14 protein-coding genes are annotated in these 13,501 nt (G+C 65.6%); 8 read left to right on the top strand and 6 right to left on the bottom strand.

Going from position 1 to position 13,501, the window contains the following annotated elements; translation table 11 throughout:
- Positions 1 to 151 precede the first annotated feature (151 nt).
- Positions 152 to 379 carry a hypothetical protein gene (locus B5F74_RS02155; protein ID WP_087199643.1) on the top strand — a complete coding sequence of 76 codons (228 nt, stop codon included), beginning with the start codon at positions 152 to 154 and terminating at the stop codon, positions 377 to 379.
- A gap of 100 nt (positions 380 to 479) precedes the next feature.
- Here the strand turns inward: B5F74_RS02155 and B5F74_RS02150 are convergent, their stop codons facing one another.
- The 6 genes from B5F74_RS02150 to B5F74_RS02125 all read right to left on the bottom strand — a co-directional run bounded on the left by B5F74_RS02150 (position 480) and on the right by B5F74_RS02125 (position 6,723).
- The gene (locus B5F74_RS02150) at positions 480 to 1,430 is read right to left on the bottom strand and encodes an RsmB/NOP family class I SAM-dependent RNA methyltransferase (protein WP_087199641.1); all 951 of its coding nucleotides are present in this window, start codon (positions 1,428 to 1,430) and stop codon (positions 480 to 482) included.
- 114 nt (positions 1,431 to 1,544) lie between these two features.
- A complete protein-coding gene (locus tag B5F74_RS02145; protein ID WP_087199639.1) occupies positions 1,545 to 2,291 on the bottom strand; it encodes an energy-coupling factor transporter transmembrane component T in 747 nt (248 codons plus the stop codon).
- Complete coding sequence (locus B5F74_RS02140) at positions 2,284 to 4,041, bottom strand: energy-coupling factor transporter ATPase (RefSeq protein WP_087199951.1); 1,758 nt, start codon at positions 4,039 to 4,041, stop codon at positions 2,284 to 2,286. Before B5F74_RS02140 ends, B5F74_RS02145 begins: the two co-directional genes overlap by 8 nt.
- An 88-nt stretch (positions 4,042 to 4,129) precedes the next feature.
- Positions 4,130 to 4,663 (bottom strand): hypothetical protein, encoded by a 534-nt coding sequence (locus B5F74_RS02135; RefSeq protein ID WP_066831895.1) that lies wholly within the window; start codon positions 4,661 to 4,663, stop codon positions 4,130 to 4,132.
- 198 nt (positions 4,664 to 4,861) lie between these two features.
- Positions 4,862 to 5,434, bottom strand: a complete 573-nt coding sequence (locus B5F74_RS02130; RefSeq protein ID WP_066831984.1) for a hypothetical protein — start codon at positions 5,432 to 5,434, stop codon at positions 4,862 to 4,864.
- A 359-nt stretch (positions 5,435 to 5,793) separates the two neighbouring features.
- Positions 5,794 to 6,723, bottom strand: coding sequence for a diacylglycerol kinase family protein (locus B5F74_RS02125; RefSeq protein ID WP_087199637.1), 930 nt, complete (start codon positions 6,721 to 6,723; stop codon positions 5,794 to 5,796).
- Between the two features lie 90 nt (positions 6,724 to 6,813).
- On the opposite strand from B5F74_RS02125, the gene rnd reads away from it, so the two are divergent.
- The 7 genes from rnd to loaP all read left to right on the top strand — a co-directional run bounded on the left by rnd (position 6,814) and on the right by loaP (position 13,412).
- The gene (gene rnd / locus B5F74_RS02120) at positions 6,814 to 7,947 is read left to right on the top strand and encodes a ribonuclease D (RefSeq protein ID WP_087199634.1); all 1,134 of its coding nucleotides are present in this window, start codon (positions 6,814 to 6,816) and stop codon (positions 7,945 to 7,947) included.
- A 154-nt stretch (positions 7,948 to 8,101) separates the two neighbouring features.
- Positions 8,102 to 8,812, top strand: a complete 711-nt coding sequence (locus B5F74_RS02115; RefSeq protein ID WP_087199632.1) for a zinc metallopeptidase — start codon at positions 8,102 to 8,104, stop codon at positions 8,810 to 8,812.
- Positions 8,813 to 8,893: 81 nt separating this feature from the next.
- On the top strand, positions 8,894 to 10,381 hold the full coding sequence (xseA, locus tag B5F74_RS02110) for an exodeoxyribonuclease VII large subunit (protein ID WP_087199629.1): 1,488 nt from the start codon (positions 8,894 to 8,896) through the stop codon (positions 10,379 to 10,381).
- 2 nt (positions 10,382 to 10,383) lie between these two features.
- Positions 10,384 to 10,653: an exodeoxyribonuclease VII small subunit gene (gene xseB, locus B5F74_RS02105; RefSeq protein WP_066831887.1), complete on the top strand. Its 270-nt coding sequence runs from the start codon at positions 10,384 to 10,386 to the stop codon at positions 10,651 to 10,653.
- A gap of 128 nt (positions 10,654 to 10,781) precedes the next feature.
- Positions 10,782 to 11,117 carry a histidine triad nucleotide-binding protein gene (locus tag B5F74_RS02100; protein ID WP_087199627.1) on the top strand — a complete coding sequence of 112 codons (336 nt, stop codon included), beginning with the start codon at positions 10,782 to 10,784 and terminating at the stop codon, positions 11,115 to 11,117.
- 183 nt (positions 11,118 to 11,300) lie between these two features.
- Positions 11,301 to 12,470, top strand: coding sequence for an acetate kinase (locus B5F74_RS02095; protein ID WP_066831883.1), 1,170 nt, complete (start codon positions 11,301 to 11,303; stop codon positions 12,468 to 12,470).
- Positions 12,471 to 12,896: 426 nt separating this feature from the next.
- Positions 12,897 to 13,412, top strand: a complete 516-nt coding sequence (gene loaP / locus B5F74_RS02090; protein WP_202615094.1) for an antiterminator LoaP — start codon at positions 12,897 to 12,899, stop codon at positions 13,410 to 13,412.
- The last annotated feature ends 89 nt before the right edge of the window (positions 13,413 to 13,501 follow it).

Below are 13,501 nucleotides of genomic sequence, written 5' to 3'. Positions count from 1 at the left end.
CGCCTCCCAATCAGGTTTACAAGCTGCTTACGTTGGGCCCGTATGGGACGCCCTTGCGGTTCCTGTTGTTTTATCGAGCGCATGGGCGCGGCAGGGACGATTTGGTAAGCTTGTCGGGACCGAAGAAGGCGGGAAGGAAGGCGGTGATCACGTGGAGGCCGGAGCTCTTGTGCCGATAGCGCTGTGCATCGGGGCCATTATCGTCGCCGCGATCGCCTATTCCATCGTGACAAAGCTGCGCGAGCGGGCAGACCAGAGGCGGGAAGAGGAGGCCTGGCGCGCCTATAGGAGCCAGGGCTCGCCGCGCCCCCAGACGCCGGGCGTCCACCGTGCGCCGAGGCGTTCCGACACGGCCTATCGCGGCAAGCACAGCCGCTAACGCGTACTGGTACTTTGCAGGACGGGGTCGTTTCAACCCACGGCTGAGCATTTCGCTGCCATGGGTTGAAACGACCCCGTCCCCAATCAACCCATCCCGGTTACCGCTTGCGCTTCTTCGGGTCCTTCTTGGTGATGCGCGCGATGAAGAATCCCTCGTACAGGCGCGAGGGGCAGATGGTGCAGGTGCCCTCGATGCGGCCGGGGAGCATGATCGGGGCATCGGCTTTGCCGTCGGCGCCGGCGAGCTCCACGGGTGCGACCTCGCAGTCCCGATGGCGCTTGAGCGCCGCTGCGACCTGCTCCTCGTTTTCCGCGGGGAAGATGGAACAGGTCGAGTAGACGAGGGTGCCGCCGGGCTTGAGCACGTCGAGCGCGCGGTCGAGCAGCGCGCGCTGCGAGCGGGTGACCTTGTTCAGCAGCGCCTCGGTGATGCGCCTGCCGGCGCGCTCGTCGCCTGAGCAGATGGTGCCCGATCCGGTGCAGAGGGCGTCGAGGAGGATCTGGTCGAAGGAGAAGAACTTGTCGAGGCGCCGGGCGTCCACGCGCATGACCTGCACGTTGCGGCAGCCGAGCTTATCGAGGTTGTACTGGAGCTTCTCGGCGCGCGGGCCGTTCATCTCGCAGGCCGTCATGTGCGCGGTGCCGTCGGACAGCGCGACGACCTGGCTGGTCTTGCCGCCCGGTGCGGCGCACATGTCCAAGATGTCGGCTCCCGGGCGGGGCTCCAGAACGAGCGGCGGCATCATGGACGAGAGGCTCTGCAGGTACACCCGGCCCTCTCGGTAGATGTCCAGATCCCAGACGGCCTTCTCGCGCACGTCCTCGAGCACGAATGCGTCGCGGTACCACGGGACGCGGCGGTATGCGATGCGCGCCGCATCGAGCGCGTCGGCGATATCGTCCGGCTGCGCCTTGAGCGTGTTCGCCCGCAGCGTCACCGGGCGGGTGCGCGCCTCGTCGAAGCCGCGCTCCACGAGCGACGCCTCGTCCGCTCCGTAGCTCTCGGCAATCTGCTGGCGCACAAAGGCGGGAATCTCAAGTTCGGGCATGTCGCATCTCCAGATGGTCGTGGCAGCGTGTGCTCTCAATACGAACAGCCCCATTGAAACACAACGGGGCTGTTCGTGCGTGCGGGGTTGTGCGTGCGGGCGCCGACGGATCGTCTACAGCACGATGCCGAGGACGATGAGGGCGATGCACAGGGCGAAGGCCGCGAAGTCCGCCGCGGAGAACGGGTAGCGCCGGTAGCTGCTCTCGCGCGTGCGCAGATAGAAGCCGCGCTGCTCGGCGGCAAGGGCCGTCGCGTCGGTCTTGCTCACGCTCGAGATGAGCAGCGGGATGCACAGCGGAAGCATGAGCTGCATCTTCTTGAAGGGGTTGTTGGTGTCGTATTCCACGCCGCGCGCCGTCTGGGCCTCCATGATGGCGTTCATCTCCTGCGAGAACACCGGCACGAAGCGCAGCGCCGTCGTGAACGTGAACGCGTACTTGTAGGGGATGTGCAGCTTCTCGACGCACGCGTTGGCGAGGTCGGTGAGCTTGGTGACCATGAGCATCAGCACGAGCGGCAGCGCCACGCCGAGCAGGCGCAGGCAGGCCTTGCCGCCGGTGATGAGGCCCTCGTCGGTCACGAAGGCGAACAGCGCGGTGCCGGAGCGCACGAACACGAGCTGGAGCACGAGCATGATGAGCGCGACGGGCACGAGCAGCTTGAGCAGGCGCGCGAGCCTCCCGAACACGCCCGCATAGGCGGCGAGCGCCAGCGTGAGCACGAGCAGGCCCACGAGCGCGGCATAGCCGTCGGACAAGAACGTCGCCGCGATGATGGCCGCGGCGAGCGCGAGCTTGGTCACGGGGTTCAGGCGATGCAGCAAGGTGTCGCCGGGAACGTAATCGATGACGTTAAGCACGGCCCATCAGCTCCTTTACGGTGCGCACGATGTCGCTGACTTCGGTGATGTGGGAGAACGCGGGCGAGACGTCGCGCGTCAGGCGTTCGGAGAGGGCGATGACCTGCGGCGGCGTGACGCTCGCCTGGTCCATGAGGGCGCGGTCGGCGAACAGGGGGGCCGCCGGGCCGCGGCCGAGGATGCGCCCGTTCGCCATGACGACGATGCGCTCGGCGAAGTCGCTGACGACCTCCATGTCGTGGCAGACCATGATGACGGCGCAGCCGTGGTCGGCCATGTCGCTCACGGTCTCCATGACGGTCATGCACTCGCGGTAATCCAGGCCGCTCGTGGGTTCGTCGAGCAGCACGATCTCGGGCTCCATGACCACGACGCCCGCGAGCGCCACCATCTGGCGCTGACCGCGCGACAGCGAGAAGGGCGCCTCGGTGGCGGGCAGGCCGAAGCGCTTGATGACCGCGCGGGCCCGCTCGCGCGCCTCGGCGCCGTCGACGCCGGTGAGCTCGAGTCCGAAGGCGACCTCGTCGATGACCGTGTTCTTGCAGATCTGTCGGTCGGGGTTCTGGAACAGCGTGGCGACGTGGGCGGCGATGGTCGACACCGGGGTCTCGCGCGTATCGAGGCCGGCGACGCGCACGGTGCCGGCGCTCGGCTTGAGCAGGCCGTTCAACAGCTTGGTGAGCGTGGTCTTGCCGGCGCCGTTCTGGCCGACGATACCCACGAGCTCCCCGGGATAGACCGTCATGGAGAGGTCTTCCACGCTGGCGCCTCCGCCGGGATAGGTGAACCCGACGTGCTCGAGGGTGAGGATGGGGGCGGTACCGTCCGCATGCGGCCGCGCGGGCGTGTGGGGCGAGGGCTCAGGAGCGTCGGCCGCGGTGTCCGCGATGCCCTCGACGCCGGCCAGGATGTCGCGGATGAGCCCATAGGCCTCGTCCACGTTGAGGCACGGCTCGCTTCGATCGGTCAGGCCGTCGCGGACGAGGCTGTTGGAGATGCGGACGGTGCGCGGGCTGTCGACGCCGATGACGCGCAGGTTGCCGCTGCGTCCGAAGACCTCGTGCGGCGTGCCCGTGAGCGCGATGGAGCCGTGGTCCATGACGAGGATGCGGCTGCAGTAGGTGGAGAGCAGGGCGACCTTCTGCTCGATGACGATGACCGTGACGCCGAGACGGCGGTTGATGTCGGCGAGCGTCTCGAAGACGATGCGCGAGCTGACCGGGTCGAGCGCTGCCGTGGGCTCGTCGAGCACGAGCACGCGGGGCTCGAGGGCCAGGATCGCGGCGATGGCGACCTTCTGCTTCTGGCCGCCCGACAGCGTGGCGATCTCGCGATGGCGCAGCTCGGAGATGCCGACGGTGGCAAGCGTGCGCTCGATGCGGCCCTCGATCTCGTCATGGGGCACGCCGAAGTTCTCGAGGCCGAAGAGCAGCTCGTCCTCGACGACCGAGGCAACCATCTGCGCGTCGATGTCCTGGTTGACCGATCCCACGATGCGCGAGATGTCGGTCAGCGTGATGTCGCAGGTGTCGGCGCCGTCGACGACCGTGGTGCCGAACAGCTCGCCGGTGTAGTGGTGCGGGATGGCCCCTGACAGGCAGGCGGCAAGGGTCGACTTGCCGGCGCCCGAAGGGCCGATGATGCCGATGAAGTCCCCCTCGTTGACCGTGAGCGAGACGTTGTCGAGGGCGTGGGCGGCATCCGAACCGTAACTGAACGAGACGCCTTCCATCTCGATGATTGCTGACATGAGTGCCTTTCCGTCGATACGTGCGCCTGCCGGCGCGGGCGCGTGGAAACGCGGGCGCACGGGGCGCCCGCTCCATCATACCCGAGTGTTACTGCCTGCGGGCCGCGCGCAGGGGCAGATACAGCGCCTGGACCACGATGGCGTTGAAGACCGCGGTGCCCGCGACGATCGGCACCTTGACGAGGGCGGCCTCGATGGCGAAGCCCGAAAGCACGGTGCCCGCCACCGCGAACAGCGCGCCGCTGACGAGGGTGGCCGCGAAGGCGGCGACCAGCGGCGTGACGGAGCGCCCGGCGATGCGGATGTCGCTGCGCACGAGCGCCGCCATGGTGAGGGCGCCGGCGACCTCGGTTGCGAAGTTGAGGCCGGGGATGGACGTGTTGATTTGGATGACGGCGGCCGAGATGAGGCCGAAGACGGCGGCCTGCGCGAACCCGCCGCGCGTGAGCAGGATCGCCAGCGCGTAGGCGGCGATGATGAACTGGGGCTTGATGCCGGTCATGGCGAGCGCGTTGCCGAGGGTCATGTTGAGGATGAGGCCTGCCGCGAGCAGCACGGCGAGCAGGATGAGGGCGGAGATGTCGAGGGCGCCGGAGCGGGCGGTGACGGTGCGCTGGGTCATGATGGGATCCTTTCTCAAGGGAAATGGGTATGCGTCAGGGAGCGAGCCGGAAGACGTGCGAGTCGTTCACGTTCCGCGTTCGCGAGCGTGTGGTGCGATTGATTGATGTTCGAGCTGATGCTTCTTCCGATGCCCGGGTGCCGCAGCACCCGGGGCGATCGGCCGTCGGGTTGGACGCGCGATGCGCGCCGCCCGGTCCTAGTCGTTGAGCTTTAGGGCCTTCTTGATGGGCACGTACAGGGCGCCGACGAGGATGGCGTTGAACACGGCCGTGAGGGCGACGACGGGCAGCATGGCGGCGGCGATGCTCATGTCGAACTGCATGAGGGCCATGCGGATGAGCATGAAGATGAAGCCCGAGACGAAGGTGGTGACGAAGGTGCCCACGGTGGGGATGATCGCCTTGGCGCCGGTCTTCATGCCCGCGTTGACGATGAGCGCCATGAGCATGGCGGCCACGCCCTCGGCCACGAAGTCCGCGCCGGGGAGGCTCGTGGTGAGCTGGATGACGGCGGCGGAGACCAGACCGATGACGAGGGCCTGCAGCACGCCGGGGCGCACGACGAGGATGGTGATGCAGAACGCCGAGATGATGAACTCGGGGTTGATCATGCCGGCGGACATGGCGCCGATCGCCTTGCCGAGCGTCATGTTGAGGATGAAGCCGGCTGCGAGCAGGACGGCGAGAAGAACGAGGGCCTTGATGTCGAGCTTGCCGTGGTCGGTGGTGTTGACGGAGCGGGCCTGGGAGGACTTGGGGGACTGTGCCATGGTGATCATCCTGTTCTGTGCGAGGTGGGGTGGAACGTGGAGGCGCGTGATACGGTGCGGCGGCGCGGGCGCGAACGAAAAAAGGCCCCCGGTCAAACCGGAGGCCTTCTGCGCGCTACATACAAAGGAGGCGTGAGGGACTCACCGTCGACCAGCCGACATCGCATCACGCCACCACCAGTTGTTGAGAGCGAGGTTCATGGTCTTCATTCTGGTGGCTCCTTTCGGTAACTCAGGAAATCACGAGGTAGTTCGTGTTGCGCTGCACTATAGCACAGTGGAGCGCCTCAAGGAAGGCCGGTCAGGGGATTATTTCCGCGATGTTACGGTGCGCCTGCTCGGCGGCGTCTCCCCGGGCGTCACCCGGCGTTTCGCGCGTTGAGTTTCGAGAAGTCGTCGATGATGACGTCCAGGCAGCGGGGGAGCACGCGCGCCCCGAAGACGCCGGAGTTGTTGGGGATGAGCTCGCCGTCGAACTGCATGCCGAGCGACGGCTTGCAGGTGATGCGCGCCTCCTTGGCCTGGAACATCTTGAACTGGGGCCTGCCGAGACCCCTGCCCGCGGGGTCGAGCGCCGCGGCGAGCAGCGTCGGCAGCAGCTCGACGGTCTTCGCCGGCTCGATGACCGTGATGTCGATGAGGCCGTCGTCCATGCGGCAGTCGGGGAACAGGTTGATGTCGTTTTGGATGACGGCGGTGTTGCCCACCATGCAGCCGATGCCGTCGAGCTCGTCGATCTGGCCGTCGTGCTCGATGGTGAAGTGGGCGACCTGCGGTTCGGGCGTGGCGAGTGCCGCGAACGCGTAGGCTATCTCGCCGATGTCGTTTTTGCTCGGCGCGGCCTTCTCCATGATCGCGGCGTCGAAGCCCGAGCCGGCGATGATGATGAAGCCGTGGCGCTGGATGTCTCCCGCCTCGTCTTTCCAGTACAGCTCTCCCATGTCGACGCTCGCCGTGCGCCCGCGCCGGCATGCGGCGGCGAGTGCGGCCGCCTCGGGCGCGTTGCCGATGTTGTTGAAGAACAGGTTCGCCGTGCCCGAGGGGAACACCAGCAGCGGGATGTGCGTTCCGCGCAGGCAGTCGAGCACGTTGGATACGGTGCCGTCGCCGCCCGAGACCACGATGCGGTCGAACGACGTGGCGTCGGCGGTCGCATCGCTCGCCTCCATGCCCGCGCCGATGAAGCGCATGCAGATCTCGTCGCCCGCCCTCGAGAGGGCTCGGGAAAACGCGAAGATCTCGTCGGAGCTGGGGCCGGATGCTGGGTTATGGATGATGAGGCAGCGCATGTGTTTCCCGATCTTGTGAAGCCGAGTATAGTAGTTGATGAATGTCGTTATACCCTCCATGCGGAGGTTGAGCCAAACTACGGGTGAGGTATGTATATCTCCACATACGAGGAGTTGGATTCGTTCTGCCGACGTGCGGGGGAGGTTCCCGCCGTCGCCATCGATACCGAGTTTTTGCGCGAGAAGACCTACCATGCGAAGCTGTGCCTCGTGCAGGTCGCGACGCATGACGAGTGCGCGGTCATCGATCCGATGGCGATCGAGGACCTCTCGCCGCTATCCGACCTGCTGGCGCGCCCCGAGACCGTCAAGGTCTTTCACGCGTGCTCGCAGGACATGGAGGTGCTCTACCATACGCTGGGCGTGCTGCCGACGCCGATCTTCGATACGCAGATCGCGGCGGCGTTTCTGGGCGAGCGCGTGCAGATCTCCTACAACGGGCTCGTGCACGCGTTTTGCGGCGTCACGCTGCCCAAAAGTGAGTCTTTGACCGACTGGTCGTGCCGTCCTCTGACCGAGCGCCAGATCGAGTACGCCCTCGATGACGTCCGCTACCTCATTGAGGCGTACACGGTCATCGAGCGGCGGCTTTCCAAGCTCGGCCGCATGGGCTGGGTCGAAGACGAGATGCGGCCGCTGAAAAACGCCGCGCACTACGTCGTCGAGCCCCGTCAGGCCTACAAGCGCGTCAAGCGCATCAACGCGTGCACGCGGCGCCAGCTGGCGATCGCGCGCGAGCTCGCCGCCTGGCGCGAGCGGCGCGCGATCCAAAACGACGTGCCGCGCAAGTGGATCATCTCGGACGAGGTGCTCGTGGCTCTCGTCAAGCGCGCCCCGCGCGACGTGGGCGATTTCCGTCGCGTGCGGGGGACCGAGCAGCTGAGCGACCGCGATGTCGAGGCGGCGCTCGCCGCGATCGCCAACGGGGCCCGATGCCCGGTCGCCAACATGCCGACGCCCGGCCATGCGCGGCACGCGCCGAGCCCCGAGGCCGAGAGCGTATGCGACCTGCTCTACGCGCTGCTGCGCCTCGTGTCCGACCGTTCGGGCGTCGCCACCGCGTTCATCGCGAGCCGCGACGAGCTGCTCGACTACATCGAACAGCCCGCGCGCAGCCGCCTGCGCGAGGGATGGCGCTTCGAGCTCGTGGGATCGCTGCTCGACGACCTGCTTGCCGGCAACATCGGCCTCACCGTGAAAGACGGCGCCGTCGAGATCCTCTAAGCCAGCTCGTTTTGGGACGGGGCCGTGTTCGCCCACCCCGGCATGAGGCGCCCGGCGCCCTGCCGAACCGTGCCTTTTTTTCAACGCCGGTCCCGACGGGCGCGTCGTTTGGGTACAACGGGTGCAAGGAAACGCTCTATGAAAGGTGCTCAATATGCCGTATATGGGCTATGGATTCGGGTACGGCTTTGGTATCGACCCGTCCTACCTGGTGCTCGTGGTGGTCTCGCTCGTGCTCGGACTTGCCACGCAGAGCTACATCAACAGCACGTACCGGACATGGTCCAAGGTGAGAAGCGACGGCGAGTCCGGTGCCGACGTCGCGCGCCGCATGCTCGATGAGAGCGGCTGCTCGACGGTGGGGATCAGGCGCGTCGCCGGCCATCTCACCGACCATTACGATCCGCGCGACAACAACCTCTACCTCTCGAACGACAACCTGTCGGGCGGTTCGGTGGCGAGCGTCGCTGTCGCCTGCCATGAGGCGGGCCACGCCGTGCAGCGCGAGCGCGGTTTTCTCATGATGCGCGTGCGCACTGCCCTCGTGCCGGTGGTCAACTTCTCGCAGAGCATGTGGATGATCGTGTTCATCGCGGGCGTCGCCATGAACATCGCGGGCCTGACCACGCTCGCCATCATCCTGTTCGCCTTCTCGGTCCTGTTCCAGGTGGTGACGCTGCCCGTCGAGATCGACGCGAGCCGCAGGGCTGTGGCCTATATCCGCGAATCGGGCATGAGCGAGATCAATGTTCGCGGGGCGCGTAAGGTTCTGACCGCGGCGGCCCTCACGTACGTCGCGGCGGCGCTCACCTCCATCCTGCAGCTGCTCTACCTGCTCGGGCGCACGAGAAACGATTCTGAGTAGCGTGCGCGCGTCGAGCGGGGAGCATGTCCGCGCGGCGCGGTATCGTTGAGCGGACCCATCGATCAGATGAAAGGGGGAACCATGCCGGGATGGAATCTAACGGGCACCGCCCCGCGCGCCCAGGGCGCGTCCGAGGGCGACGAGGCGCTGTCCGTCTCGCAGGCGGTGGAGATGGCGGCATCGGCGCTCGACGCGCTTCCGCTGCTCACGGTCATCGGCGAGGTCACGGGGTTCCGCGGCCCGAACGCCCGCAGCGGCCATTGCTATTTCCAGATCAAAGACGATGCCTGCGCGGTCGATTGCATCATCTGGCGCGGATCGTACGCCAAGCGGAGCTTCGAGCTGCGCGACGGTATGCAGGTCCAGTTCACGGGCAACTTCAACCTGTACAAGGCGACCGGCCGCATGAGCTTCGTGGCCAAGTCGTTCACGTTGGCGGGGGAGGGGCTGCTGCGCCAGCAGGTCGCGGCACTTGCCGAGAAGCTGAGGCTCGAGGGCCTGTGCGACGACGCCCGCAAGCGCCGCATCCCCGTGTTCTGCACGCGCGTGGCGGTGGTCACCTCGCTGTCGGGCGCGGTTATCGACGACGTGAAGCGAACGCTTCGTCGCCGCAACCCGCTCGTGGAGCTCATCTGTGTCGGCGCGAAGGTGCAGGGCGACGGGGCGCCCGCCGAGCTCATCGAGGGGCTTGCGCGCGCGGCGGCCATAGATCCCGCGCCCGACTGCATCCTGCTCGTGCGCGGGGGCGGCTCGTTCGAGGACCTCATGACCTTCAACGACGAGGCACTCGCCCGCGCCGTGGCATCCTGCCCGGTGCCCGTGGTGACCGGTATCGGGCACGAGCCCGACACGTCGATCTGCGACATGGTGAGCGATCGGCGCTGCTCGACGCCCACGGCGGCGGCGGAGTCGGTGGCGCCTGCCATGAGCGACCTGGTCGACGTGCTCGATGCCCGCGAACGCCGGATGGTGACGGCGCTCACGGGCACGGTGCGTGCCGCGTCCTCCGATGTCGCCGCGCTCCGCGAGCGCGCCGACCGCGCATTCGGAGGCTACATGAGCCGGCTCGCCATGGCGCTCGATGCGGCGGCCGCACGGCCGTGCCTGCGCGATCCGGCATGGATGGTCGACCGTCGCCTCGCGGACCTCGAGCAGAGCGCAGACCGCCTGGGCGGTGCTGCGGCGCATGCGCAGGAGCGCTTCGAGGCCGCGCTCGCGCGCCTGGCGCCCCGGCTTTCCGCGACCGCGTCGAGCTTTGCGGTGCGCGAGCACGAGCTTGCGCTCGCCTCGTCGCGGCTGGGCAACGAGGGGCGCGCCCTGCTGTCGGACTTGCGGTCCGAGCTGGGGGCCCGGGCGGCTTCGCTCGACGCGCTCTCGCCGCTCAAGGTCCTCGCCCGCGGATACTCAATCGCCTACGGCCCGTCCGGGGTAGTGACGAGCGCCGCCGACGTCAAGCCCGATGACGAGCTGCGCATCAGGCTCGCTGATGGAGATGTGCGCGCTCGCGCCCTCTCGGTGGAAAAGGACAACGGGGACGCACGCCCGTGCGCGACCCGAGATTGGAGATAGATATGGCAACCAGCAAGAAGAACGTCGACGAGCTGACCTACAAGGAGGCTTCCACGGAGCTCGAGCTCATCATCCGCAACCTCGAGTCCGGCGATATGGAGCTCGAGGAGTCGCTCGAGAGCTATACGCGCGGTGTCGAGCTGCTCCGCAGCCTGCGCGCGCGTCTGGAGGACGCCGAGCAGAAGGTGAGCGTGCTGCTCAAGGATGTCGACGGCACCGATAAGCTCGTGGCGGGCGAGGCGGCGGACACCTCCGATCGCCTGAGTTTCTAGGGAAACCCTAGATGGGTTGGTTGGGGACGGGTTCGTTTCAACCCATCGATGGGTTGAAACGAACCCGTCCCCAACCAACCCATCTGCTCTTATACAATGGGGCCGTCATTCGACAGAAAGGACGAATCATGGACGATTGCATCTTCTGCAAGATCGCGGCGCACGAGATCCCCTCGACCGTCGTGTACGAGGACGACCTGGTCATGGCGTTCGATGACCTGAATCCCCAGGCGCCGGTGCACACGCTCGTCATCCCCAAGCAGCACTACGCCAACATCGTCGACGGCGTTCCCGCCGAGACGCTCGCGGCCATGACGCATGCCATCCAGGAGGTCGCGAAGGCGAAGGGCCTCGACGACGGCTTCCGCGTCATCGCGAACACGGGCGCTGCGGCAGGTCAGACCGTCATGCACTTCCACATGCACGTGCTGGGCGGCAAAGATCTGGGCGAGAACCTGCTGTAGCTCTCGCTGCGCACCGTGTGCTGTGCTCTGTACCATTCGGTAAGGGGGAAGCGCGGTTTCGGTAATCAAATTGTCCCGGGCGTGGTTCTTTTTGGACGCAAAGCCCCAAATGGGCGTATGATAAAAGGTGTTGTGTTATCCGTCGGATGTATGGCGGAACAGAATTGATGAGATGGGAGATCCATGAACGTTCTCGTTGTCAACGCAGGTAGCTCGAGCCTTAAGTACCAGCTGCTCAACACCGATACGCGCGAGGTTTTCGCCAAGGGTAACTGCGAGCGTATCGGCATCGACGGTTCCTTCATCGGTCATGAGGAGAACGGCGTGAAGGACAAGCTCGAGGTCGAGCTGCCCGATCACCGCACCGCTATCAAGCACGTGTTCGACATCCTGAAGACCGTCGACGCTCCCATCGAGGGCATCGGCCACCGCGTCGTTCAGGGTGGTTGGTATTTCCCCGAGTCCGCCGTCGTGACCGACGAGACGCTCGGCTGGGTCCGCGAGGTCGCGCCCCTCGCGCCGCTGCACAACTATGCCGAGGCCGACGTCATCGAGATCTGCCGCGAGATGTTCCCCGAGCTGGGCAACGTCATCGTCCCGGATACCGCGTTCCACTACAACATGCCCGAGAAGGCCTGGCGCTACGCCATTCCGCGTGACGTCGTCGACAAGTACCACGTGCGCAAGTACGGCGCTCACGGCACGAGCCACCGCTTCATCTGGCGCACCGTGCACGAGATGATGGGCGACAAGACCCACAAGCTCGTCTCCTGCCACCTGGGTTCCGGCGCCTCCCTGTGCGCCATCGAGGACGGCAAGTGCATGGACACCACCATGGGCCTCACCCCGCTCGACGGCCTGATCATGGGCACCCGCTGCGGCACCGTCGACCCGGCCACCGTCTTCTACCTCAACCGCGTCGCCGGCATGAGCATCGACGACATCGACACCATGATGAACAAGCAGTCCGGTCTGCTGGCCGTCTCCGCCAAGTCCTCCGACTCCCGTGACATCGAGGAGGGCGCCAACAGCGGCGACGCCAACTGCCAGATGGCCATGGACATGTTCTACTATCGCACCTCCCAGCTGTTCGCCGAGATGGCCGCGTCCATGGAGGGCGTCGACACCATGGCCTTCACCGCGGGCATCGGCGAGAACTCCGTCACCATGCGTGCCGGCGTTGCCGAGCGCCTCAAGTGGATGGGCGTCGAGATCGACCCCGAGCTCAACAAGATCCGCTCCGACGAGCCGCGTGTCATCTCCACGCCGGACTCCGCGATCACCGTCCTCGTGGTTCCCACCAACGAGGAGCTCATGATCGCCCTCGACGTCGAGGAGCTGCTGGGCAAGTAGGATACAGCCCGCATCTAAAGCTCACCGTACGAGCCTCTGCGATGATGCAGGGGCTCGTTTTTTATGCGCCGAGGAGGCGCGGCCGCAATCGCGCGCGGCTTCGGCGCATGGAAGTGGCGGTTTTGAGTGTGAATGACATGACGTAATACATTGGTTTTCTCCTCACCCCTCATTCGTTTTCGAGCAAAGCGGGCCTGCTACCGCTGCTGCATCATATCTTGTGAGCTGGTTTTCCTGCCATACCTGCTGCGCGTTCGAGTGCTGCGATAGACGGGCAACCGGCTTTACATATCTTGCGGACCGTGGAATCGCTGCCTTTGAGCACGTTGCACATCGTCCAAGAGAGGATGAATATCCGTTTGTCGCAAGGGCCCTAGGGCGTGGCCGTAGGCGTGCCCATGCGACATGAGAAGCAAGGGGTGCCTCATGGGGATGTACGTCATTCAGACCATCAACGGTCAAGAACGCCACGTGAAGCATCTTGTCGAGCGCATGGTGGGGGCTCCCTCGGTCGAGGAGTGCTTCTATCCGACCTATGTTGTCAAAAAGAGCTATAAGCGCGAGTGGCGCATGGTCGAAAAGAAGCTGACGCCCGGCTACCTGTTCGTCGTCTCCCAGGACATCGAGCATGTTGCGCACGCGCTGCACGAGGTTCCGGCGTTCACGCGCCTGCTCGGCACAAACGGATCGTTCGTTCCTCTCAATATGGACGAAGTTGCTTGGATCGATGCTCTGACGAAGGTCGGTCACCGGGTCATCGATATCTCGCAGGGGATTATCGAGCACGACAAGGTGATCGTGCAAAGCGGCCCGCTGGCGGGCCTCGAGGGCATGATTCGCAAGATAGATCGCCATAAGCGTTTGGCGACGCTCGAGATTCACATCTTGGGCAGGACTAAATCGATCAGAGTCGGATTGGAAATTGTCAAAAAAACGCTCTAACGTCGCGGAAGCGGCGCCGTTCGATTCCGGATTGCCAGCCATCATGTTTGCTGGAGAGGCTGCATTCGTTAAGGGTTGTTCGCCTTCCG

It is taken from the genome of Collinsella sp. An271, assembly GCF_002159695.1.
In the GTDB taxonomy this organism is placed as follows: domain Bacteria; phylum Actinomycetota; class Coriobacteriia; order Coriobacteriales; family Coriobacteriaceae; genus Collinsella; species Collinsella ihumii.
Note: the sequence above shows the minus strand (reverse complement) of the source record. Positions and strands in the feature narration are given on the sequence as shown.